Origin of the sequence: Mycolicibacterium novocastrense (genome assembly GCF_001499835.1) — a bacterium.
Taxonomy (GTDB): Bacteria; Actinomycetota; Actinomycetes; order Mycobacteriales; family Mycobacteriaceae; genus Mycobacterium; species Mycobacterium novocastrense.
In genome coordinates, this window is sequence record NZ_LQIH01000004.1 from 103,461 (window position 1) to 124,813 (window position 21,353).

Sequence of the window (21,353 nt, forward strand, 5' to 3'; positions counted from 1 at the left end):
CCTTGGTTGTTTGAGTGCGCTACTTGATGTCAGCAGTGGTGGTTGCGAGGTAATGCGGTGGTTCACCGCCACCGTGAACCTCGAGCGATGCGCCGCTGATGTAGGACGCCGCGTCGCAGGCCAGGAACGCCGCGGCCCAGCCCACGTCGGCCGGTTTGGCGAGCCGGCCCAGCGGAACGTTGCGCGAGATCGCCGCGATGGAATCCGCGTCGCCGTAGAAGAGTTCGGACTGTTCGGTCTCGACCATCCCGACGACCACCGAGTTGACGCGCACCTTCGGCGCCCACTCGACCGCCAGCGTGGAGGTCAGGCTTTCCATACCGGCCTTGGCCGCCCCGTAGGGTGCGGTGCCCGGCGTGGGCCTACGCCCACTCACGCTGGCGATGTTGATGATCGACCCGCCACGGTCCTGCTTCTGCATCACCGCATTCGCGTGGGTCGACACCGAAAGCGGGCCCAGCAGATTCAGTTCGACGATCTTGCGACTGAACTTGGCCGACGACTCGGCGGCGAGCACATACGGTGATCCGCCCGCGTTGTTGACCACCACATCGAGACGACCGTGACGCTCGGCGACGGTCTCGACCAGAGAGGCGACCGCGTCGTCGTCCCGCACATCGCACGCATGGAACTCGTATGGCAATCCCTCGACAGGCCGGCGGGCGCAGGTGACGACCGTGGCGCCCTGCTCGGCGAACACGGCGCTGATGCCGGCACCGACCCCCCGCACACCGCCGGTCACCAGCACCACCCTGCCTTCGAGGCCCAGGTTCATGTCTTGCAGGTCGGTCACTGTGCTAGCGTACCAAGCAAGTGCTTGCTTTCCTACCGGACCCAGGAAGTCTTCGGGAGCTCAGATGACCATCACTCGTACCATCACCGAACCGGGAATCGTCTCGGTCACCGTCGACTACCCCCCGGTCAACGCGATTCCGTCGCGCGGGTGGTTCGAACTCGCCGACGAGATCACCGATGCCGGCGCCGATCCCGAGACGCACGTCGTGATCCTGCGCGCGGAGGGCCGTGGGTTCAACGCCGGCGTCGACATCAAGGAGATGCAGCGCACGGAGGGCTTCACCGCGCTGATCGACGCCAACCGCGGCTGTTATGCGGCGTTCAAGGCGGTCTACGAGTGCGCGGTCCCGGTGGTCGCCGCGGTCAACGGTTTCTGCGTCGGAGGCGGCATCGGCCTGGTCGGCAACGCCGACGTCATCGTCGCATCGGACGACGCGACGTTCGGGCTGCCCGAGGTCGAGCGCGGCGCGCTCGGCGCGGCGACCCACCTGTCGCGCTTGGTGCCCCAACACATGATGCGCCGGTTGTTCTTCACCGCCGCCACCGTCGATGCGGCCACGCTGCACCACTTCGGCTCGGTGCACGAAGTGGTCCCGCGCGATCAACTCGACGAGGCCGCGCTCCGTGTCGCGCGCGATATCGCCGCCAAGGACACCCGCGTGATCCGCGCGGCCAAGGAGGCGCTGAACTTCATCGATGTGCAGAGGGTCAACTCCAGCTATCGCATGGAGCAGGGCTTCACGTTCGAGCTGAACCTCGCGGGCGTGTCCGACGAACACCGCGACGCGTTCGCGGGCACCGACAAGGGAGCGGGGACGTAATGAGCGATAAGAGAACAACTCTCGACGACGCGGTCTCTCAGATCCGCAGTGGGATGACCATCGGCATCGGCGGCTGGGGTTCTCGGCGCAAGCCGATGGCGTTCGTGCGGGCGTTGCTGCGCACCGACGTCACCGACCTCACCGTCGTCACCTACGGCGGGCCCGACCTCGGGCTGCTGTGCTCGGCGGGCAAGGTGAAACGCGTCTACTACGGCTTCGTCTCGCTCGACTCGCCGCCGTTCTACGACCCGTGGTTCGCCAAGGCGCGCACCACCGGCGCGATCGAGGCCCGCGAGATGGACGAGGGCATGCTTCGGTGCGGGCTGCAGGCCGCGGCGCAGCGGCTGCCGTTCCTGCCGATCCGGGCCGGGCTGGGCAGCGACGTCCGCGCGTTCTGGGGAGACGAATTGAAGACCGTGCGGTCCCCCTACCCCACCGGCGAGGCCTACGAAGAACTCGTCGCGATGCCCGCGCTCACCTTGGACGCCGCCTTCGTCCACATGAATCTCGGTGATGCTGCGGGCAATGCGGCTTACACCGGCATAGACCCCTACTTCGACGACCTGTACCTGATGGCGGCCGAGCGCCGGTTCCTGTCGGTCGAGCGGGTGGTGCCGACCGACGAGCTGGTCAAAGCGGTTCCGCCACAAGCGCTTCTGATCAACCGGATGATGGTCGACACCGTCGTCGAGGCGCCCAACGGTGCCCACTTCACCACCGCCGAACCCGACTACCGTCGTGACGAGAAGTTCCAGCGGCACTACGCCGAAGCGGCGAAGTCCGACGATTCATGGCAGGAGTTCGTGCAGACCTATCTGTCCGGCACCGAAGCCGACTATCAGGCCGCAGTGCGAGAATTCAAGGAGCAGCAATGATGTCGGTGTCCCGTGCCGAAGTGTGCGCCGTCGCGTGCGCCGAGTTGTTCCGCGACGCCGGTGAGATCATGGTCAGCCCGATGACGACCATGGTCTCGATCGGCGCCCGACTGGCCCGCCTGACCTTCGCCCCCGACATCCTGCTCACCGACGGCGAAGCGCGACTGCTGGCCGATACGCCCGCGCTCGGGGCCGCAGGGGCGATCGAAGGTTGGATGCCGTTCGGTCGGGTCTTCGAGACGCTGGCCTGGGGCCGACGCCATGTGGTCATGGGCGCGAACCAGATCGACCGCTACGGCAACCAGAACCTGTCGGCGTTCGGACCGCTGCAGCATCCGACCCGCCAGATGTTCGGCGTACGCGGGGCCCCGGGCAACACCATCAACCACGCGACCAGCTACTGGGTGGGCAACCACTCGAAGCGCGTGTTCGGTGAGTCCGTGGACATCGTCTCCGGAATCGGGTGGGACAAGGTCGATCCCGACAACCCCGCATACCGGTTCGTCAATGTGTACCGGGTGATCACGAACCTGGGCGTATTCGACTTCAACGGCCCCGACCATCAGATGCGGGCGGTGTCACTGCATCCCGGTATCGAACCCGAACAGGTCGCCGAGAACACCTCGTTCGAGGTGCACGGGCTGGACTCCGCCGAGCAGACCCGGCTCCCCACCGATGCCGAGCAGAAACTGATCCGCGAGGTGATCGATCCCAAGGGACTGCGGGACAAGGAAATCCGGTGAGCACTCCGGGTAAGCCCACGTTGCGCACACCGCTGACCGAGCTCGTCGGTATCGAGCACCCGGTGGTCCAGACCGGCATGGGCTGGGTGGCGGGCGCCCGGCTGGTCTCGGCGACGTCGAACGCCGGCGGCCTCGGAATCCTCGCGTCGGCGACCATGACGCTCGAGGAACTGCAGACGGCGGTCACCAAGGTCAAAAGCGCCACGGACAAACCCTTCGGCATCAACATCCGCGCCGACGCGGGAGACGCCGGCGAACGGATCGACCTGCTGATCCGCGAGGGCGTCAAGGTCGCCTCGTTCGCACTGGCGCCCAAACCCGAGCTGATCGCCAAGCTCAAAGACGCCGGCGTCGTGGTGATTCCGTCGGTCGGTCTGGCCAAGCACGCCAAGAAGGTGGCCGGCTGGGGCGCCGACGCGGTGATTGTGCAAGGCGGTGAAGGCGGCGGCCACACCGGGCCGATCGCGACGACGCTGCTGTTGCCGTCCGTGCTCGACGCTGTCGACATCCCGGTCGTTGCGGCGGGCGGCTTCTTCGACGGCCGCGGGCTCGCGGCGGCATTGTCTTACGGTGCGGCGGGCGTCGCCATGGGGACTCGATTCCTGCTGACGTCGGACTCCACGGTTCCCGAAGCGGTCAAGCGTCGGTACCTCGAATCGGGACTGGACGGCACCGTCGTGTCGACCCGTGTCGACGGAATGCCGCACCGGGTGCTGCGCACCGGCTTGGTCGAGAAGTTGGAGAGCGGATCGCGACTGCGGGGTTTCTCGGCGGCCGTCCGCAACGCGCAGAAGTTCAAGAAGATGTCGGGTATGACGTGGCGGTCGATGATCCGCGACGGCTTGGAGATGCGGCACGGCAAGGAGTTGACGTGGTCGCAGGTGGTGATGGCCGCCAACACCCCGATGCTCCTGAAAGCCGGTTTGGTCGAGGGCAATACGGATGCGGGTGTGCTGGCATCCGGCCAGGTCGCGGGCATTTTGGACGATCTGCCGTCCTGCGCGGAGCTGATCGAGACGATCGTGGCCGACGCGGTTGCGCACCTGCGACAGGCCAGCGGATACATCGAGTGAAGGATACTGCTTAATTTTGCGGTAGTGAAGCTATAATCTTCATGTGTCTGGACTGAAGCGGTCGCCTTCACCGCACGCTCGCGCCACGTTGATCGGCGACGTGATCGGCTCACGCCGGGTGGCCGATCGCACCGCCGCGCACCGCGCACTCAACAAAGCGCTTGTCGACGCCGCCGGCGACGCGATCGACGCACCCGCGTTCACGGTCGGTGACGAGTTTCAGGGCAGCTATCGGACGGTCGGCGCCGCGATCGAAGCGGCGTTCGCCATTCGTCTGGCCGTCGCGCCCGGCATCGACGTCCGATTCGGCATCGGATGGGGCGCCGTGACCGTTTTGGACTCCGACTCCGGAATCCAGGACGGGCCGGGCTGGTGGGCCGCCCGCGAGGCGATCGAGTGGACCGCCTCCACGCAACGCCAACCCGGTCTGGCCTTGGTGCGCACATCGTTTCGGGCCGAGGGCGAGAGCCGCCGCGACCTCGACGCGATCAACGCGGCATTGTTGTGTCGGGACCATCTGATTGGATCGCTCGATGACCGCTCATTGAGGATTGTGAAGGGACTGTTGACCGGCAAGACCAAGAAGGACATCGCCGCCGACGAGGGCATCAGCGCGTCAGCGGTGTCCCAACGCGCGGGTCGCGACGGGTTGGACCTGATCCTGCTCGCGGCGCAGTATCTGCGGGACGTGCCATGAGCGCGGTCGCGGTGCTGCTGATCGCGATCGGTACCGCCGATGTCCTTCGACGGCTCGTCGATCGGGTGTGGCTGTCCGCGGCGGCGGCGCCCCTTGTCGTGATCGCATGCGCGGCGATGGCCGGGTTGTGGCGGTGGGGCGACGTCGTGCTGCTCGTGGTGGCGGCGGTGAGCGGCGTGGGCTGGGTGGTGCTCAGTGCGCGAGCCGAACGCACCGGCCGGCACCAGGTGACACCGCTGGTCGTCTTCGGCGGTGCGCTCGGGGTGCTGATCCTGCTCTCGGGCCTCGGCTCGGAGGTGGCAGGTGTGGCGGCCCGGTGGCCGGACTGGGTCGGCATCACGGTGTCCCCCGACCGACTCTTGATGATCGTCGGCGTGATGCTCATGCAACTGGTGACCGGGAATCAGTTGGTGCGCTTGGTGCTTGGGTCGGTCGGCGCGGTCAAACCGGAGGGGCAGCCCCAGGCCTCGGACCGGTTGAAGGGCGGCAGGCTGCTCGGTCCGATGGAGCGGGTGCTCATCCTCGGGCTCGGCCTGGCCGGCCAGCTCACCGCCGCCACGGCCGTCGTCGCCGCCAAGAGCATCATTCGCTTCCCCGAGATCAACGCCCAGAAGGCACGCGAAAACGGGGGCATCGGCATCGACGAAGTCACCGAATACTTCCTCGTCGGTAGCTTCGCGAGCTGGATCGTCGCGCTCGGCGGGCTGGCCCTCGCACACTGAACCGTAAGCCTTTCCATTCGCCCGTAATCCGCCCGCAGGTTTCCTACACTCGCGCCCATGAAGACGAACGCCGCCGTCCTGTGGGGACTCAACGAACCGTGGAGCATCGAGGAGATCGACCTCGATGGTCCGAAGGAAGGTGAGGTGCTCGTCTCCTTCGAGGCGACCGGGTTGTGCCACTCCGATCACCACGTCGTCACGGGTGATTTCGCCGGTGTGCCGCTGCCGATCATCGGTGGCCACGAGGGGGCGGGCGTCGTCGTCGAACTCGGGCCGGGCGTGCGCGACCTCGAGGTCGGCGACCATGTCGTCAGCTCGTTCCTGCCCGCGTGCGGGCGCTGCCGCTGGTGCGCCAGCGGGCATCAGAACCTGTGCGACCTCGGCGCGCTGATCCTCGTCGGTCTGCAGGCCGACGGCACATACCGACGCAAGGTGCAGGGCAAAGACGTCGGAATCCTCTCCGGTGTGGGCAGTTTCTCGCAGTACGGGACGCTGTCGGAGGCATCGGTGGTCAAGATCGACGACGACTTCCCCCTGGCCCGGGCCTGCCTGCTGGGCTGCGGGGTGATGACGGGTTGGGGCTCGGCCGTGAACACCGCCGACGTCAGTCCCGGCGACACGGTCGTGATCATCGGGTGCGGCGGCATCGGCAGCGGCGCGATTCAGGGTGCTCGCCTGGCCGGCGCCGAACACATCGTGGTTGTCGACCTCGTAGAGAGCAAGCGGGAGAAGGCTTTCGAGTTCGGCGCCACCCATTTCGTGACGTCCATGCCCGAGGCGATGGAATTGGTCGGTGAGCTCACCCGCGGCGTGATGGCCGATTCCGCACTGTTGACGATGGGTGTGCTCGAAGGCCGGATGATCGACGAGGCGCTCAACATCATCCGCAAGGGCGGGGCGGTGGTGATGACCGCGATCGCCTCGATGGCCGATGTCACGCCGACGCTGTCGATGGCGATGATGACGCTGTTCCAGAAGCGACTGCTCGGCAGCCTCTACGGCGAGGCCAATCCGCGCGCCGACATTCCGCGGCTTCTCAACCTCTACCGCGACGGCAAGCTGCTGCTCGACGAAACCGTCACTGCCGAATACAAACTCAACGACATCAACGAGGGTTACGACGACATGCTGGCAGGGCGAAACATCCGCGGCGTGATCATCCACGACCACTGACGCGATGCCGGAGGCATAGGTGCGCTGGCTGTCGCACGTGCGGTCGGTGCTGAGCACCGAGATCCACGCCGTCCGCGATCGCAAGCTGGACCTCAATCCCGCCGATCTCACCCGGTTCACGTTCCCGTTGGTGTTGGGACTGGCCGGTGTCGTGGCGTTCGGCGCCGTGCCACTGATCGTCATCCGCAGCAGCGTCAGCACCGATGACGTGCTGGTCCCGCTGCTGGGATCGCTGGCCCTGACCGCCGTGGGCACGGCGGTGATGACGTGGTTGATCGCCATCGTGGTGTCCGGTCTGGTGCTGGTGGTCGTCTATCGAACGGCGCCGGCTACGGCGTCACGGCTGGTGATTCGCACCGTCGTCGACTCGTTCGACCGCGTCAGCGACACGGCCGCGCGACTGGCGACCCTCGCGCTTGTTGCCGGCCTCGTCGCCCTGGCCATCGGGCTGCCGACCCGGCCCGACGACGAACTGGCGCATCCGGTGGTCAACGACCTGCTCACCGCGCAGATCGGGGTTCTTTTGGCCGCGCTCGGCGTCGCCTACCTCGCCGAGACCGTGCGCTGCGCCGCCGAGCTGGTGGACAGGCAATCACTGCTGCTGGCGTGGCCGTGGTCGCTTGGGATCTCCTGTGCCAGTTGGATTATCGCGACCAGCGTCGGGCCGTTCCAGACCTCCCGCATGCTGGCGGTCCTGCTCAACGAGTGGCTACCTGCCGCAGTGAACGGGACTCCGCGAACGGAAGTGATCGCCGATCTGCTACCAGCGGGTGCGAACTGGTGGGCGGCCTTCGCGCTGTTGCCCGTGATCACCGTGGTGTGGGCGCTCGGTGCGCACCGCCACGACGGATTCGCGGCGATGCGAGAGCTCCTCGCGGGCAAGGCCGACAGGCCGCAGGAGGCCTAGAGACGCTCGATGATCGTGACGTTGGCGGTGCCGCCGCCTTCGCACATCGTCTGCAGACCGTAGCGACCGCCTGTGCGCTCCAACGTGTTCAGCATCGTCGCGAACAACTTCGCGCCCGTGGCGCCCAGCGGATGACCGAGCGCGATCGCGCCGCCGCTGGGGTTCACCTTCGCGGGGTCGGCGCCGGTCTCCTTGAGCCAAGACATCACGACCGGCGCGAAGGCTTCGTTGATCTCGACGGTGTCGATATCGTCGATCGACAGGCCGGTCTTCTTCAACGCGTACTCCGTCGCCGGGATCGGCCCGGTCAACATGAACACCGGGTCGGCGCCGCGGGCGCTGATGTGGTGGATGCGGGCGCGGGGCTTGAGTCCGTGGTCCTTGACGGCCTGCTCAGAAGCCAGCAGCACTGCGCTGGCGCCGTCGGAGATCTGGCTGGCCATCGCGGCGGTCAGCCGGCCGCCGTCGACCAGGGTCTTGAGCCCGGCCATCTTCTCCAGCGAGGTGTCGCGCGGGCCCTCGTCGGTGGCGAACCCGTCGACCGGAATGATCTCGTTCTCGAAGTGACCGGAGCGAATCGCCTCCTGTGCACGCTGGTGGCTGGTCAGCGAGTACTGCTCCATCTCCTCGCGGGAGATGTCCCACTTCTCCGCGATCAGCTCGGCGCCGCGGAACTGTGAGATCTCCTGATCGCCGTAGCGGTGGAGCCAGCTCTTGGATTCGTTGGTCGGCGAGGTGAAGCCGAACTGCTCGGCGACGGTCATCGCCGACGAGATCGGGATCTGACTCATGTTCTGCATACCGCCGGCGACAATGAGATCGGCCGTACCGGACATGATCGCTTGTGCGCCAAAGGAAACCGCCTGCTGACTGGACCCACACTGGCGGTCGACCGTGACACCCGGCACCTCTTCGGGGTAACCCGCCGCCAGCCACGACAGCCGGGCGATGTTGCCGGCCTGCGGACCGATCGCATCGACACAACCGGCGATGACGTCGTCGACCGCGCCGGGATCGACGTCGACACGGTCGAACAGGCCGCGCCATGCGGCAGCGCCCAGATCCACGGGATGCACACCGGCCAGCGATCCGTTGCGCTTGCCGACTGCGGTGCGAACGGCGTCGATGACGTAAGCCTGCGATGTTGGGGTCATTGTTTCCTCATTTTTTCGTGATGCCACCAAGAACGATAGCGAGATACTGACGGCCGACCTCTTCGGCCGTGAGCGGTCCGCCCGGCTGATACCAGCGGACTGAAACCCAGGTGGTGTCGCGGATGAACCGGTACACCAGATCGACGTCGATGTCGGGCCGGAAGTAACCCTCTTCGACGCCCTGGTTGAGCAGGTCCAGCCACATCTTGCGTTGCTCTTTGTTGCGCTGATCCACGTAGGAGAACCGCTCCTGCCCGGACAACCGCTTGGCCTCGTCCTGATAGATGACGACCTGCGCGTGCCGGTGCTCGATCGCCTCGAACGAGGTCATGAACAGGCCCTTGAGTCGCTCCAGCGGGTTGGGTTCGGTGTCGACGATCTCCTGGTAGCGCGTGAACAGCCAGTCGAGGAAGCCGCGCAGGACCTCGTCGACCATCTCCTCCTTCGACGAGAAGTGGTGGTACAGGCTGCCCGAGAGGATGCCTGCGGAGTCGGCGATGTCGCGCACGGTGGTCGCGCGCAAGCCCCGCTCGGCGAACATCGTCGCGGCGAGCTCGAGTAGCTCGTCCCGGCGGGTCGGGGGCTGGCTCACCGGTTGCTTCTGTGGCACTTGATCCACCGACACAGGGTATCAACCAAGCGCTTGCTCGGCTACTGCCGTGTGCGTTTCTCAACCCGAGGTTCGGTACACATGAGCGGTGACCGACGCGCCCCGCCAGCCCTCTGGATTCTGGAACCGACTGACCCGGCGCACGAAGATCCTCGTCCTCGTCGACGTCATCGTATTGGCGACATTGCTGGTAGCGGCCGTGCTGTACGTCACGGATCCATGGTCCGATTCTTCATCGGAAACCATCGCCACGTCGGACACCACCACAGCCGCGCCTCAATCGCCGTTGCGCACTCGCTACGGCCTTGCTTGGATCACGGCAGCCTGCGGCAGTCGTATGGTGTTGGAGGATCCGCCTCAGTCGCCGCTACCCCAAGCGATCGATTGCGTCGCGTGCATTGCGTCCGGAACCATCGACACGATCGTCATCGGGGCGTACGACGACGAAAACACCCTCGACGGTGACCTCGCCGGGATGCGCACAGCGCACCGCCATGCCACTCATGTAGACGACAACGGCAAGCATTGGCTCATGGTCGTCGAGGGCGACAGCGACGTGCCCCTGGAGCCCCTGAGACGCTACGGCTTCCGCATTGGTTGACCCGGAATCTGTGCGCGGAACCCTCGTGGCATCCGCTTAGGCTCGAATCATGTTCGTCGATACCGAGATGCTGCGGATGGGAGCCGACTTCGCCAAGAGCGCCGGTGAGATCGTGAAACGGGGTGCAGAGGAGTTCGCGGCCACGTCGCTGCCCGCTGGGATCTTCGGTGACTTCGACGCCGCGCACGAGTTCCACAACGCCTTGGGCCGAGCGCACGAAGCTCAAGCCGCGACCATGCGTTGGCACCACGCCACCTTCGACGGTTTCGCCACCAAGGCCAGCGACGGAGCCACCACTTTCGATCAACGAGACGAGTCCGGCGCGGCGGCGGTGCGTTCGGCCGGCGAAGCCATCACCTGACCGATAAGGCCACGGCGATGGTCAATCAAACTGAAGCTCTGGCACGGGAGTTGGTGATATCCCGCGTACAGGAGCAGTTGATGCGGGCCGGTATGTCGTCCGAAGGTGCCGCCGCTGCAACCGACAGCATGGCGCGGGGCATCGTCCCGCAAGATCTCGCGGACGCGGCATCTGCTGCAAACAAACCAATCGCGGGTGGGGCGAAGGCTTTTGACTATCTCGCTCAATCGCTGCCCACCGGCGAGCACTGGAAGCCCGATGTGACGACTTTCTCGCCAAGCGATGTCGAAGTGCTCAAGAAGGTCGGAGGCAACCTAGGGGTGGCAGGGAACCTCGTCGACTTCGGCGTCGGAATCTACGAATGGCGAACGGGAACACCACTCGGCGAGGTTGCTGCCAAGACCGGTGGTGGCATGGTGGGTGCCTCAGGAATGGCTGCCGTCGGCGCATGGCTCGGGGCCCCTGCAGGTCCAGTAGGTGTTTTCGCGGGCGCGTTCATTTTGGGTTCCATCGGGTCCCTCGGCGGCGAGCAGATCGGCGAAACGATTTATCAGAAAATGGCTGGTAATTGATGAACGACTTCTTCATGTTTGTCGCTTTCGGCGGACTCGCCATCGCGATTGTCGCGGGATGGCTGCCCCTGCATATCGGGCGCATCGTCTACTGGTCCGGCGCCGTCATAACGACTGTGTCGGTGTTCTTCATGGCCTATCCCCACGACTGGGGGTCGGGACTGATGATGTCGCTCTTCGCCGCATGTGCTATCACCGGCGTGGCATACGTCCACACCGAGTTCATCTCTATTCGCGGCAAAACCTTCTCGCTGTTCGCCGACCCGAACACGATCGACGACTACGGACTCGGATTGACCCCCACGAAGACGTGGTGGCTGACAGTGTTGGGGGTGGCGATACTCGTTACAAGCGGTGTGTCTTATGTCGCCGACGGCGCTGCGGCCTGGCTCCCGGTTGGCATGGGCGCCATCGCCGTGTTCATCGCCGTCTCGCTCGGATACCGCGATGCGTTGGCCCGCAGGGTCATCGCAGCTGGACAGAAGATACAACTCGGGCTCTTGACGGTGCTGACCCTCGGCGCCTTCCCAATCCTTTATCTGATCGCCTACAAGGCTGGTACACGGCGGACCGCCGACAGGCGGATCACCGGCTAGGCCCGCTGGCTCGACACCGAAATCACTTCTCCAGTCAGGTAACTGGAGTACTCACTGGCCAGGAACGCGATCGTCGCGGCGACCTCCCAAGGCTCGGCGGCACGGCCGAACGCCTCGCCCTCCGACAGCCGGTCCAGCAGATCCGCGCTGCTGGTTTTCTCCAGGAACTTGTGCCGCGCGATGCTCGGCGAGACAGCATTGATGCGCACGCCGTACTCGACGGCCTCGATCGCACTGCACCGGGTCAGCGCCATCACGCCCGCCTTGGCCGCTGCGTAATGCGATTGTGAATGCTGTGCGCGCCAACCCAATACGCTGGCGTTGTTGACGATCGCACCGCCATGGTCCGCCTCGCGGAAGTAGCGCAACGCCGCGCGCGTCGCCCGCATCACCGATGTCAGGGTCACGTTGAGGACGCGGTCCCACTCCTCGTCCGTCATGTCGACGACCGGTGTTTGTCCGCCAAGGCCCGCATTGTTGACCAAGACGTCCAGCCGGCCCAACCGCGCCGTCGTCGAGGCGACCAGCGCATCCACCTGCGCGGTGGAGGTGACGTCGCAGACGACACTTTCGACCCGCCCCAACCCGAGTTCGAGCAACTGATCGCGGGTCTCCCCCAGCCGCCGTTCGTGATGGTCGGAGACGACCACGTCGGCACCCTCAAGCAGCGCCCGGCGCGCCACTGCGGACCCGATTCCGGTGCCCGCGGCGGCCGTCACGACGACGACCTTGCCGGCCAGCAGGCCGTGTCCCTCAATCTCTTTCGGGGCTTCTGACAGGTTCACGACGGCCTGACCTCTCGGGGTAGTCCGAGCACCCGCTCGGCGATGATGTTGCGCTGCACCTCGTTGGACCCGCCGTAGATCGTGTCAGCCCGCGAGAACAGGTACAGCCGTTGCCATTCGTCGAAGTCGCCGTCGGTCAGAGTCAACCCCTCACGACCGAGCACGTCCATCGCGATCTCGCCGAGTTCGCGATGCCAGTTGGCCCACAACAACTTCGACACATTATCTTGACCCGCTTGTTCCACGTCCATCGTCGCCAGCGCATACGAGCGCATCGTCCGTAGTCCCACCCAGGACCGGGTCAACCTCTCGCGGATCAGTGGATCGTCGGCCGCGCCAGTGCGTTTCGCCAACTCCGCGACACCGGACAGCTCACGTGCGTACTCGATCTGCTGGCCCAGCGTCGACACGCCGCGCTCGAAGGTCAGCGTGCCCATCGCCACGCGCCAGCCGTCGCCCGGTTCACCGACCACCAGGGACGCGTCCGTGCGGGCGTCGTCGAAGAAGACCTCGTTGAACTCCGAATCCCCGGTCAGCTGGACGATGGGCCGGATCTCCACACCGGGCTGATCCAGCGGCACCAGCAGGTACGACAGGCCCGCGTGTCGTTTGGAGCCCTTCTCGGTGCGGGCGACGACGAAGCACCACTGCGCCCAGTGCGCAAGCGATGTCCACACCTTCTGCCCGTTGACCACCCACTGGTCGCCGTCGAGTTCGGCGGTGGTCGACACGTTGGCGAGGTCGCTGCCGGCACCCGGCTCGGAATAGCCCTGGCACCACAACTCGGTGACGTCGAGGATCTTCGGCAGGAATCGCTTCTGCTGTTCGGGGGTGCCGTATGCGATCAATGTCGGCCCGAGCAACTCCTCACCGAAGTGGTTGACCTTCGCAGGAGCGTTCGCGATCGCGTACTCCTCGTAGAAGGCCACCCGGTGCGCAACCGACAGCCCGCGCCCGCCGTGCTCTTCTGGCCACCCCAGACACGTCAATCCGGCCGCCGCCAGGTGCTGGTTCCACGCTCGGCGTTCCTCGAAAGCCTCGTGCTCCCGGCCCGGCCCGCCGAGGCCCTTGAGTGCGGCGTACTCCCCGACCAGGTTGTCGGCGAGCCAGTCGCGGACCTCGGCCCGGAACTCCTCGACCTCAATCACCCTTGTAGGCTAACCTACCAAGCACTTGCTTTGTTAGAGGAGCAGCGATGAGTTCGGATCCAAGGACCATTCCCCAGGTCTTGGACCGTATTGCCGACCGGTTTTCCGACCACAATGCACTGGTCACGGAACATCGCACCGTCACGTTCGCCCAGCTACGCGACGAGGTCCGCAGAGCGGCCGCGGCCATGATCGACCACGGCATCAACGCCGGAGACCGCGTCGCGATCTGGTCCCCCAACACCTGGCACTGGGTGGTCGCCTGCCTGGCCACCCACTACGCAGGCGGCGTCGTCGTCCCTCTCAACACCCGCTACACCGCCAGCGAGGCCACCGACATCCTCTCGCGCACGGGCGCCCCGTTGCTGTTCGCATCGGGTGAGTTCCTCGGCGCCGACAAGGCCGCCTCCATCGACCGCTCCGCCCTGCCGCAGCTACGCCACGTGGTCCGGGTGCCGGTCGACAAGGACGACGGCACCTGGGACGAGTTCGTCGCGCGGGGCACCGACCTGGACGCCGTGGATGCGCGCGCCGACGCGGTGCAATCCGACGACGTGTCCGACATCTTGTTCACCTCCGGAACCACCGGCCGGAGCAAGGGCGTGCTGTGTGCACACCGCCAGTCGCTCGACGCACCGGCGGCGTGGGCCGAGTGCGGCCGGCTGGCAAGCGATGACCGTTACCTGTGCATCAACCCGTTCTTCCACAACTTCGGTTACAAAGCGGGAATCCTTGCCTGCCTGCAGACCGGCGCCACGCTGATTCCCCAGTTGACGTTCGACCCCGAGAAGACGATGTCGGCCGTTCAGGAACACCGAATCACCGTGCTGCCGGGGCCGCCGACGATCTACCAGACGCTGCTCGACCATCCCAAGCGCGCCGATTACGACCTGACGTCGCTGCGGTTCGCCGTCACCGGCGCGGCGACCATCCCGGTCGTGCTGATCGAGCGGATGCAAACCGAACTCGACATCGACATCGTGCTGACCGCCTACGGCCTCACCGAGGCGAGCGGTTTCGGAACCATGTGCCGTCCCGACGACGACGCTGTCACCGTGGCCACCACGTCGGGCCGGCCGATCGCGGATTTCGAACTGCGCATTGACAACCCCGGCGAGGACGACGCCGGCGAGGTGCTGCTGCGGGGACCGAACGTGATGCTGGGCTACCTCGACGACCCCGAAGCCACCGCGGCGGCCATCGATTCCGACGGTTGGCTGCACACCGGTGATGTCGGCACCGTCGACGAGAACGGCAACCTGCGCATCACCGACCGCCTCAAGGACATGTACATCTGCGGCGGGTTCAACGTCTACCCCGCCGAGATCGAGCAGGTGCTGGCGCGGCTCGACGGGGTGGCCGAAGCCGCGGTGATCGGCGTGCCCGACGACCGGCTCGGTGAGGTCGGCAAGGCCTACGTCGTGGCCAAGCCCGGCGCCCAACTCGACGAGGACGCCGTAATCGCCTACACCCGGCAGCATCTGGCGAACTTCAAAGCTCCCCGCTCGGTCGAGTTTCTCGATGCGCTGCCGCGAAACCCCGGGGGCAAGGTAGTCAAACCGCTGCTGCGTGAGAGGGCTGGATCTTCCTGATGGACCTGAATTTCGACGACGCGACCCTCGAGTTCCAGGCCGAGGTGCGCGAGTTCCTGGCCAAGAACAGAGACAAGTTCCCCACGAAGTCCTACGACACCGCAGAGGGTTTCGAACAGCACAGGCGTTGGGACAAGGTGCTCTACGACGCCGGGCTGTCCGTGATCACGTGGCCGGAGAAGTACGGCGGCCGCGACGCGAGCCTGCTGCAGTGGGTGGTGTACGAGGAGGAGTACTTCCGTGCCGGTGCCCCCGGCCGCGCCAGCGCCAACGGCACGTCGATGCTGGCGCCGACTCTGTTCGCCCACGGCACCGAGGAGCAACTCGACCGCGTTCTGCCGAAAATGGCCAGCGGCGAGGAGATCTGGGCGCAAGCCTGGTCGGAGCCCGAGTCGGGCAGTGACCTGGCGTCGCTTCGCTCGACGGCCACCAGGACCGACGGCGGCTGGCTGCTCAACGGGCAGAAGATCTGGAGTTCCCGCGCGCCGTTCGGGGAGCGCGCCTTTGGGCTGTTCCGTTCCGACCCCGAAGCCGAACGCCATCGCGGCCTGACGTACTTCATGTTCGACCTCAAGGCCGACGGCGTCACGGTCCGACCCATCGCGCAACTCGGCGGTGACACCGGTTTCGGTGAGATCTTCCTCGACGACGTGTTCGTGCCCGACAACGACGTCATCGGCGACGTACACGAGGGCTGGCGCGCAGCGATGAGCACATCGAGCAATGAGCGCGGCATGTCACTGCGAAGCCCGGCCCGCTTCCTGGCTCCCGCTGAACGGCTCGTGGCGCAGTGGAAAGAGAACCCGGACCCGGCCTATGCCGAGCGGGTGGCCGACGCGTGGATCAAGGCGCAGGCCTACCGGCTGCACACGTTCGGCACGGTGACACGCGTTGCCGCGGGCGGTGAACTGGGTGCCGAGTCCAGTGTGACCAAGGTGTTCTGGTCAGACCTCGACGTCGCCATCCACCAGACCGCGCTGGATATGCGCGGTCCCGACGCCGAGCTCGCCGACAACTGGACCGAGGGGTTGTTGTTCTCGCTCGGCGGACCGATCTACGCGGGGACCAACGAGATTCAGCGCAACATCATCGCCGAGCGCCTGCTGGGCCTGCCGCGAAAGTAACCACATGAACTTTGAATTGGACGAACAGCAGCGCGATTTCGCCGCCAGCATCGACGCCGCGCTCGGCGCCGCCGACCTGCCCGGTGCGGTTCGGGCCTGGGCCGCCGGGGACACGTCGCCGGGCCGCAAGGTGTGGGCGCAGCTGACCGATCTCGGCGTCACGGCGCTCCTCGTGCCGGAGAAGTACGACGGCATCGAGGCTCATCCGGTCGACCTGGTGGTCGCCGCCGAACGGCTCGGCCGGTGGTGCGTTCCCGGCCCGGTGGCCGAATCCATTGCGGTCGCGCCGATTCTGCTCGCCGACGACGAGCGTTGTGCCGGCTTGGCATCCGGTGAGCTGATCGCGACCGTCGCCCTGCCGCCACAGGTACCCAGGGCCGTCGACGCCGACACCGCGGGCCTGATCTTGGTGGCGGCGGACGGCGAGGTACGTGACGGCACCGCAGGGACCCAGCACGAATCGGTCGACCCGAGCCGAAAGCTGTTTGACGTCAACGCTTCAGGTGACGGCAGGGCGGCCGACGTGGCGCGTGCCTATGAGTTCGGTGTGCTTGCCACGGCGGCCCAACTGGTGGGCGCCGGCCAGGCGATGCTGGACATGTCGGTCGAATACGCCAAGCAGCGCAGCCAGTTCGGCAAGATCATCGGCACCTACCAGGCGATCAAGCACAAACTCGCCGACGTGCACATCGCGGTGGAGCTGGCCCGGCCACTGGTGTACGGCGCGGCCCTGTCGCTCGCCGAGAACTCGGCCGACACGGCGCGTGATGTGAGCGCCGCCAAAGCGGCGGCCGGCGAGGCGGCGCTGCTGGCGGCTCGCTCCGCGCTACAGACACATGGCGCGATCGGGTTCACCCAGGAGCATGACCTGTCGTTGTGGCTGCTGCGTGCGCAGGCGCTGCGCTCGGCGTGGGGGGATCCCGCTGTGCACCGTCGGCGCGTACTGGAGGCCCTTTCATGAGTGAAGAACGCCAACTGCTGCGCGAGACCGTCGCTGCCCTGGTCGACAAGCACGCCTCACCCGCTGCGGTGCGTGCGGCGATGGAATCCGAACGGGGATACGACGAATCGTTGTGGACGCTGCTGTGCGAGCAGGTCGGCGCGGCGGCGCTGGTGGTGCCCGAGGAGCTGGGCGGCGCGGGCGGTGAGCTCGCGGATGCGGCGGTCGTGCTCGAGGAGCTCGGCAAGGCGCTGGTTCCGACTCCGTTGTTGGGAACCACTCTCGCGGAGTTGGCATTGCTGGCCGCAGACGAGCCGGACACCGAAGCGCTCGAGGGTATGGCCGAGGGGACCCGGGTCGGCACGGTGGTCTTCGACCCCGACTATGTGATCAACGGCGACATCGCCGACGTGGTGGTCGGTGCGGACGGTGACCGGTTGACCCGGTGGACCGAGTTCACCGCGACACGACTGGACGCGATGGACCTGACCCGCCGACTGGCCGGCCTCGAGGTTCAGCAGAGCACCGATATCGCCGCGGACCCGGGACTGGCCGACACCGCCGCGCTGCTGCTGGCCGCCGAGCAGATCGGTGCCGCATCGCGTTGTCTCGATCTCACGGTGCAGTACACCAAGGACCGGGTGCAGTTCGGCAGGCCCATCGGCAGTTTCCAAGCACTCAAGCACCGGATGGCCGACCTGTACGTCGCGGTTCAGTCCGCGCGTGCGGTGGTCGACGAGGCGATCGCCGCGCCGTCACCGACCTCGGCCGCCCTGGCCCGGTTCTCGGCGAGCGAGGCATTCACCAAGGTTGCCGCCGAAGCCGTGCAGATGCACGGCGGTATCGCGATCACCTGGGAGCACGACATCCAGCTCTATTTCAAGCGCGCACACGGCAGTGCACAGTTGCTCGGGCCGCCGAGCGATCACCTGCGCCGCCTCGAATCCGAGGTGTTCTAGCGTTGGCCGGTGGGCTTGCGACGTAGGCTCGCGGCAATGTTGAGCTTCGTCGTGGATCGAAACCTCGGCCTGCCCGCCTGCGACGAGCCGTGGACCACACTTCTCGCGGCAGCGGGGATCACCGCGACCGAGAGCACCGACCTCGCGGGCATCGACCGGGCGCTGGCGCACCATCAGCCGGACATCGCGTATGTCCCGGCACCCAGCCTGCACTCCTTGCTCCGAAGCGGTGATGAGCATTACCGCGGCCTGGCGATCGCAACGTCGAAGTTCACCGGTGAGCCCCGCCAGACCAGCGTGCTCGTGGTCCGCCGCGACGACCCGGCTACCGGACTGGACGACCTGGCCGGCGCGCAATGCGGTTACATCAACACGTCGTGCACATCGAGCTACTTCGCTCCCGCCATTCTGTTCACCGGGCAGCCCCCGATGGATTTCGTTGCGGTTCCCCCCTGGCAGGGACAGATCGACGCCGTTGTCGCCGGCCGCGTCCGGGCGACGATGGTCCTCGAGGATGTATGGAAAACCACACCCGAGAACGCCTCGACGACCAGGATCGTCGCTCGATACGACAACTGCAGGCCGCCGGTCGTCCTCGTCAGCGCATCACTCGACAAAGCCTCCTGTGCAACGCTTCTCGACGCTCTGATCACCTGGGTGCCCGACTGGAAGTGCGTGTACGGCGCCTTCAAGCCGTTTTACTACGCCGACGTGCACGGGTTCTTTCACGATCTCGATCGGCTGACGGAGTGCTCCCGATGAGCGTCGCTCTACGCGCGGGGATTCCGCCCTTCTACGTCATGGACGTGTGGCTGGCCGCCGCCGAACGGCAGCGCACCCACGGCGACCTCGTCAACCTGTCCGCGGGCCAACCCAGCGCGGGCGCTCCGGCAGCCGTGCGGGCTGCAGCCAAGGAGGCGCTGGAGACCACCGTACTGGGCTATACCGTCGCGCTCGGAATCCCGGAACTGCGCGCGGCCATCGCGCATTCATACCTGGATCGCCATGGGCTGCAGGTGGATCCGGCTGACGTGGTCATCACCACGGGCTCGTCGGGTGGCTTCCTGCTGGCGTTCCTGGCCAGCTTCGACGTCGGAGACCGGGTGGCGATCGCCAGCCCGGGCTACCCCTGTTACCGAAACATCCTCTCCGCGCTGGGTTGTGAGGTCGTGGAGATACCCTGCGGCGCGGCGACCCGCTTTCAGCCGACGGTGCAGATGCTCGAGGAACTCGATCCGCCCGTACACGGCGTCATCGTCGCCAGTCCCGCCAACCCGACCGGCACGGTGATCCCGCCGGACGAGCTCTCCGCGATCGCTTCCTGGTGCGCATCGCGCGGGGTGCGCCTGATCAGCGATGAGGTGTACCACGGTCTGGTCTACGAGGGTGCTCCCGCCGTCAGCTGCGCCTGGGCGACATCGCGGGATTCGATTGTGGTGAACAGCTTCTCGAAGTACTTCGCGATGACCGGCTGGCGGCTCGGCTGGCTGTTGGTGCCGAAGGAGCTGCAGCGGGCGGTCGACCGTCTCACCGGAAACTTCACCATCTGCCCGCCGACTCTGCCGCAGTACGCCGCGGTCGCGGCGTTCACCCCGGAGTCCATCTCGGAGTCCGACGCGCTGCTGCACCACTACGCCGCCAACCGCGGGATGCTGCTCGACGGGCTCCGAAGCCTCGGCATCGACCGCCTGGCGCCGACCGATGGGGCGTTCTACGTCTACGCCGACGTCTCGCATCTGACCTCGGATTCGCTGTCGTTCTGTTCGAAGTTGCTCGCCGACACCGGAGTTGCGATCGCACCGGGTATCGACTTCGACCCGACCCGCGGCGGAACCTTTGTCCGGCTGTCGTTCGCGGGTCCCTCGTCGGACATCGACGAGGCCGTGCGACGCATCGGCGCGTGGTTGGCCTGAGGTTGCGCGCGGTATGAGCGGCACCGCTGCGCGCGCACCGCTGTTGGCGGCCGGCTTCACCACGGCCTTCGGGGCACATGCCGTGGCCGGCATGCTCGGCACGACCACCACCGGCACCGCCGCCTCACTGCTGACGCTCGGTGCGCTGCTCGCGATCTACGACGGGGCGGAGGTGGTGCTGAAGCCTGTTTTCGGGACACTGGCCGACCGCATCGGCGCGCGCACCGTGCTCATCGCCGGGTTGCTCATCTTCGCCGCGGCGTCGGTGACGTACGTGGTGGCCGACGATCCGGCGTGGCTGTGGGTGGCGCGATTCGGCCAAGGCATCGGCGCGGCCGCCTTCTCCCCTGCCGCCTCCGCCCTCGTCGCGCTGCTGACCCCGGCGGGCTCCCACGGCCGCGCCTTCGGCACCTACGGGTCCTACAAGTCCGTCGGTTACACGCTCGGGCCGCTACTGGGCGGACTGATCGTGACACTCGGCGGTTTGCAACTGCTTTTCGCAGTGCTGACCGTCCTCGGCGCCGGCGTCGCACTGTGGGCCGCTTCCGCGGTACCGGCCGTCACTCCGCAGCCGCGGCGACGTCAGACTCTGCTCGACACCCTGCGCAGATTCACCCAAAGCTCCTTTGTCACTCCGACACTCGCGCTGGCCGCAGCCACCGCGGCCCTGTCGGCTGGTGTCGGTTTCCTTCCGGTTCTCGGTACGCAGGCCGGCCTGAGCCCGGTCGTGACCGGCGCCGTCGTCTCTGTGCTCGCGCTGGCCACCGCCGTTGCACAGCCCGTAGCCGGGCGCTTGTTCGACGCCGGAAGGATCACCCTGGGGGCCGGCATCGCGTGCGGATTCGTGCTCACCACTGCCGGTGCGGCCAGCGCGATATTGCCCGGCCTCACCGGACTGCTGTGTGCCGCCGTTGTGATCGGTGTGGGTTGCGGCGTCATCACACCACTGGCCTTCACGATGCTGGCGCAGACGACGCCCGCGGAGCGCCTCGGCCAGACGATGGGCGCCGCGGAGATCGGGCGGGAGAGCGGTGACGCCGCGGGTCCCCTCATCGTCGCATCGATCGCGGCGGCTTCCTCGGTACCACTCGGATTCGTTGGGCTGGCCGTTATCGTCACCGCGGCAGGCGCGGCCGCGGCCGGTTCTGAGCGACGCCGCGGGCGTACGATGCCGCGCTGACCAGGCCGCAGT

The 21,353-nt window shown here is 66.6% G+C and carries 24 protein-coding genes; 19 read left to right on the plus strand and 5 right to left on the minus strand.

The genetic code is table 11. The annotated features are described in order from the left end of the window. Positions 1–19: 19 nt before the first annotated feature. Positions 20–775: an SDR family oxidoreductase gene (locus tag AU072_RS05050; RefSeq protein ID WP_082680727.1), complete on the minus strand. Its 756-nt coding sequence runs from the start codon at positions 773–775 to the stop codon at positions 20–22. Between the two features lie 82 nt (positions 776–857). Between AU072_RS05050 and echA20 the strand changes: the two genes are divergently transcribed. The 8 genes from echA20 to AU072_RS05090 are packed head-to-tail and all read left to right on the plus strand — an operon-like array spanning position 858 to position 7,806. Then, the gene (gene echA20 / locus AU072_RS05055; protein ID WP_064412766.1) at positions 858–1,616 is read left to right on the plus strand and encodes a (7aS)-7a-methyl-1,5-dioxo-2,3,5,6,7,7a-hexahydro-1H-indene-carboxyl-CoA hydrolase; all 759 of its coding nucleotides are present in this window, start codon (positions 858–860) and stop codon (positions 1,614–1,616) included. Continuing rightward, positions 1,616–2,491 carry a cholesterol ring-cleaving hydrolase subunit IpdA gene (gene ipdA / locus AU072_RS05060; RefSeq protein WP_064412767.1) on the plus strand — a complete coding sequence of 292 codons (876 nt, stop codon included), beginning with the start codon at positions 1,616–1,618 and terminating at the stop codon, positions 2,489–2,491. The genes echA20 and ipdA overlap by 1 nt, the downstream gene beginning before the upstream one ends. Next, complete coding sequence (ipdB, locus tag AU072_RS05065) at positions 2,488–3,234, plus strand: cholesterol ring-cleaving hydrolase subunit IpdB (protein ID WP_064412768.1); 747 nt, start codon at positions 2,488–2,490, stop codon at positions 3,232–3,234. The genes ipdA and ipdB overlap by 4 nt, the downstream gene beginning before the upstream one ends. Continuing rightward, entirely contained in the window at positions 3,231–4,307 is a 1,077-nt protein-coding gene (gene ipdC, locus AU072_RS05070; RefSeq protein WP_235629821.1) for a (3aS,4S,5R,7aS)-5-hydroxy-7a-methyl-1-oxo-octahydro-1H-indene-4-carboxyl-CoA dehydrogenase, read from the plus strand. Before ipdB ends, ipdC begins: the two co-directional genes overlap by 4 nt. A gap of 43 nt (positions 4,308–4,350) precedes the next feature. Then, positions 4,351–5,004, plus strand: a complete 654-nt coding sequence (locus AU072_RS05075) for a SatD family protein (protein ID WP_120271012.1) — start codon at positions 4,351–4,353, stop codon at positions 5,002–5,004. Further along, complete coding sequence (locus AU072_RS05080) at positions 5,001–5,726, plus strand: hypothetical protein (RefSeq protein ID WP_064412769.1); 726 nt, start codon at positions 5,001–5,003, stop codon at positions 5,724–5,726. Before AU072_RS05075 ends, AU072_RS05080 begins: the two co-directional genes overlap by 4 nt. 57 nt (positions 5,727–5,783) lie before the next feature. Next, positions 5,784–6,899, plus strand: a complete 1,116-nt coding sequence (locus AU072_RS05085) for an NDMA-dependent alcohol dehydrogenase (RefSeq protein ID WP_064403713.1) — start codon at positions 5,784–5,786, stop codon at positions 6,897–6,899. 19 nt (positions 6,900–6,918) lie between these two features. Next, positions 6,919–7,806 carry a hypothetical protein gene (locus AU072_RS05090; RefSeq protein WP_064412770.1) on the plus strand — a complete coding sequence of 296 codons (888 nt, stop codon included), beginning with the start codon at positions 6,919–6,921 and terminating at the stop codon, positions 7,804–7,806. Here the strand turns inward: AU072_RS05090 and fadA6 are convergent. Continuing rightward, entirely contained in the window at positions 7,803–8,960 is a 1,158-nt protein-coding gene (fadA6, locus tag AU072_RS05095; protein WP_064412771.1) for a steroid 3-ketoacyl-CoA thiolase FadA6, read from the minus strand. The two genes, AU072_RS05090 and fadA6, sit on opposite strands and share 4 nt — an antisense overlap. Positions 8,961–8,967: 7 nt before the next feature. Further along, positions 8,968–9,552: a TetR family transcriptional regulator KstR2 gene (kstR2, locus tag AU072_RS05100; RefSeq protein WP_064348195.1), complete on the minus strand. Its 585-nt coding sequence runs from the start codon at positions 9,550–9,552 to the stop codon at positions 8,968–8,970. 106 nt (positions 9,553–9,658) lie between these two features. Between kstR2 and AU072_RS05105 the strand changes: the two genes are divergently transcribed. From AU072_RS05105 to AU072_RS05120, 4 genes are read left to right on the plus strand one after another with little or no spacing between them, the layout of a single operon-like run. Continuing rightward, a complete protein-coding gene (locus AU072_RS05105; protein WP_064412772.1) occupies positions 9,659–10,171 on the plus strand; it encodes a hypothetical protein in 513 nt (170 codons plus the stop codon). 49 nt (positions 10,172–10,220) lie between these two features. After that, a complete protein-coding gene (locus tag AU072_RS05110; RefSeq protein ID WP_064412773.1) occupies positions 10,221–10,532 on the plus strand; it encodes a DUF2563 family protein in 312 nt (103 codons plus the stop codon). A gap of 17 nt (positions 10,533–10,549) precedes the next feature. Continuing rightward, a complete protein-coding gene (locus tag AU072_RS05115; protein WP_064412774.1) occupies positions 10,550–11,104 on the plus strand; it encodes a hypothetical protein in 555 nt (184 codons plus the stop codon). Beyond that, positions 11,104–11,700 carry a hypothetical protein gene (locus AU072_RS05120; protein ID WP_064347926.1) on the plus strand — a complete coding sequence of 199 codons (597 nt, stop codon included), beginning with the start codon at positions 11,104–11,106 and terminating at the stop codon, positions 11,698–11,700. Before AU072_RS05115 ends, AU072_RS05120 begins: the two co-directional genes overlap by 1 nt. Here the strand turns inward: AU072_RS05120 and ipdF are convergent. Both ipdF and ipdE1 read right to left on the minus strand, forming a co-directional pair. Next, positions 11,697–12,485 (minus strand): (5R,7aS)-5-hydroxy-7a-methyl-1-oxo-2,3,5,6,7,7a-hexahydro-1H-indene-carboxyl-CoA reductase, encoded by a 789-nt coding sequence (ipdF, locus tag AU072_RS05125; protein ID WP_064412775.1) that lies wholly within the window; start codon positions 12,483–12,485, stop codon positions 11,697–11,699. The genes AU072_RS05120 and ipdF overlap by 4 nt on opposite strands. Continuing rightward, complete coding sequence (gene ipdE1 / locus AU072_RS05130) at positions 12,482–13,633, minus strand: acyl-CoA dehydrogenase IpdE1 (RefSeq protein ID WP_064412776.1); 1,152 nt, start codon at positions 13,631–13,633, stop codon at positions 12,482–12,484. Before ipdE1 ends, ipdF begins: the two co-directional genes overlap by 4 nt. Positions 13,634–13,680: 47 nt before the next feature. Between ipdE1 and fadD3 the strand changes: the two genes are divergently transcribed. From fadD3 to AU072_RS05165, 7 genes are read left to right on the plus strand one after another with little or no spacing between them, the layout of a single operon-like run. Next, positions 13,681–15,225: a 3-((3aS,4S,7aS)-7a-methyl-1,5-dioxo-octahydro-1H-inden-4-yl)propanoate--CoA ligase FadD3 gene (gene fadD3 / locus AU072_RS05135; protein WP_064412777.1), complete on the plus strand. Its 1,545-nt coding sequence runs from the start codon at positions 13,681–13,683 to the stop codon at positions 15,223–15,225. Next, positions 15,225–16,349, plus strand: coding sequence for an acyl-CoA dehydrogenase family protein (locus AU072_RS05140; protein ID WP_064412778.1), 1,125 nt, complete (start codon positions 15,225–15,227; stop codon positions 16,347–16,349). Before fadD3 ends, AU072_RS05140 begins: the two co-directional genes overlap by 1 nt. 4 nt (positions 16,350–16,353) lie before the next feature. Next, positions 16,354–17,310 carry an acyl-CoA dehydrogenase family protein gene (locus tag AU072_RS05145; RefSeq protein WP_064412779.1) on the plus strand — a complete coding sequence of 319 codons (957 nt, stop codon included), beginning with the start codon at positions 16,354–16,356 and terminating at the stop codon, positions 17,308–17,310. Further along, positions 17,307–18,248 carry an acyl-CoA dehydrogenase IpdE2 gene (ipdE2, locus tag AU072_RS05150; RefSeq protein ID WP_064412780.1) on the plus strand — a complete coding sequence of 314 codons (942 nt, stop codon included), beginning with the start codon at positions 17,307–17,309 and terminating at the stop codon, positions 18,246–18,248. Before AU072_RS05145 ends, ipdE2 begins: the two co-directional genes overlap by 4 nt. Before the next feature lie 36 nt (positions 18,249–18,284). Beyond that, a complete protein-coding gene (locus tag AU072_RS05155; RefSeq protein ID WP_064412781.1) occupies positions 18,285–19,010 on the plus strand; it encodes a PhnD/SsuA/transferrin family substrate-binding protein in 726 nt (241 codons plus the stop codon). Next, complete coding sequence (locus AU072_RS05160) at positions 19,007–20,161, plus strand: pyridoxal phosphate-dependent aminotransferase (protein WP_064412782.1); 1,155 nt, start codon at positions 19,007–19,009, stop codon at positions 20,159–20,161. Before AU072_RS05155 ends, AU072_RS05160 begins: the two co-directional genes overlap by 4 nt. Positions 20,162–20,174: 13 nt before the next feature. Then, complete coding sequence (locus AU072_RS05165; RefSeq protein WP_064412783.1) at positions 20,175–21,341, plus strand: MFS transporter; 1,167 nt, start codon at positions 20,175–20,177, stop codon at positions 21,339–21,341. Positions 21,342–21,353: the final 12 nt, after the last annotated feature.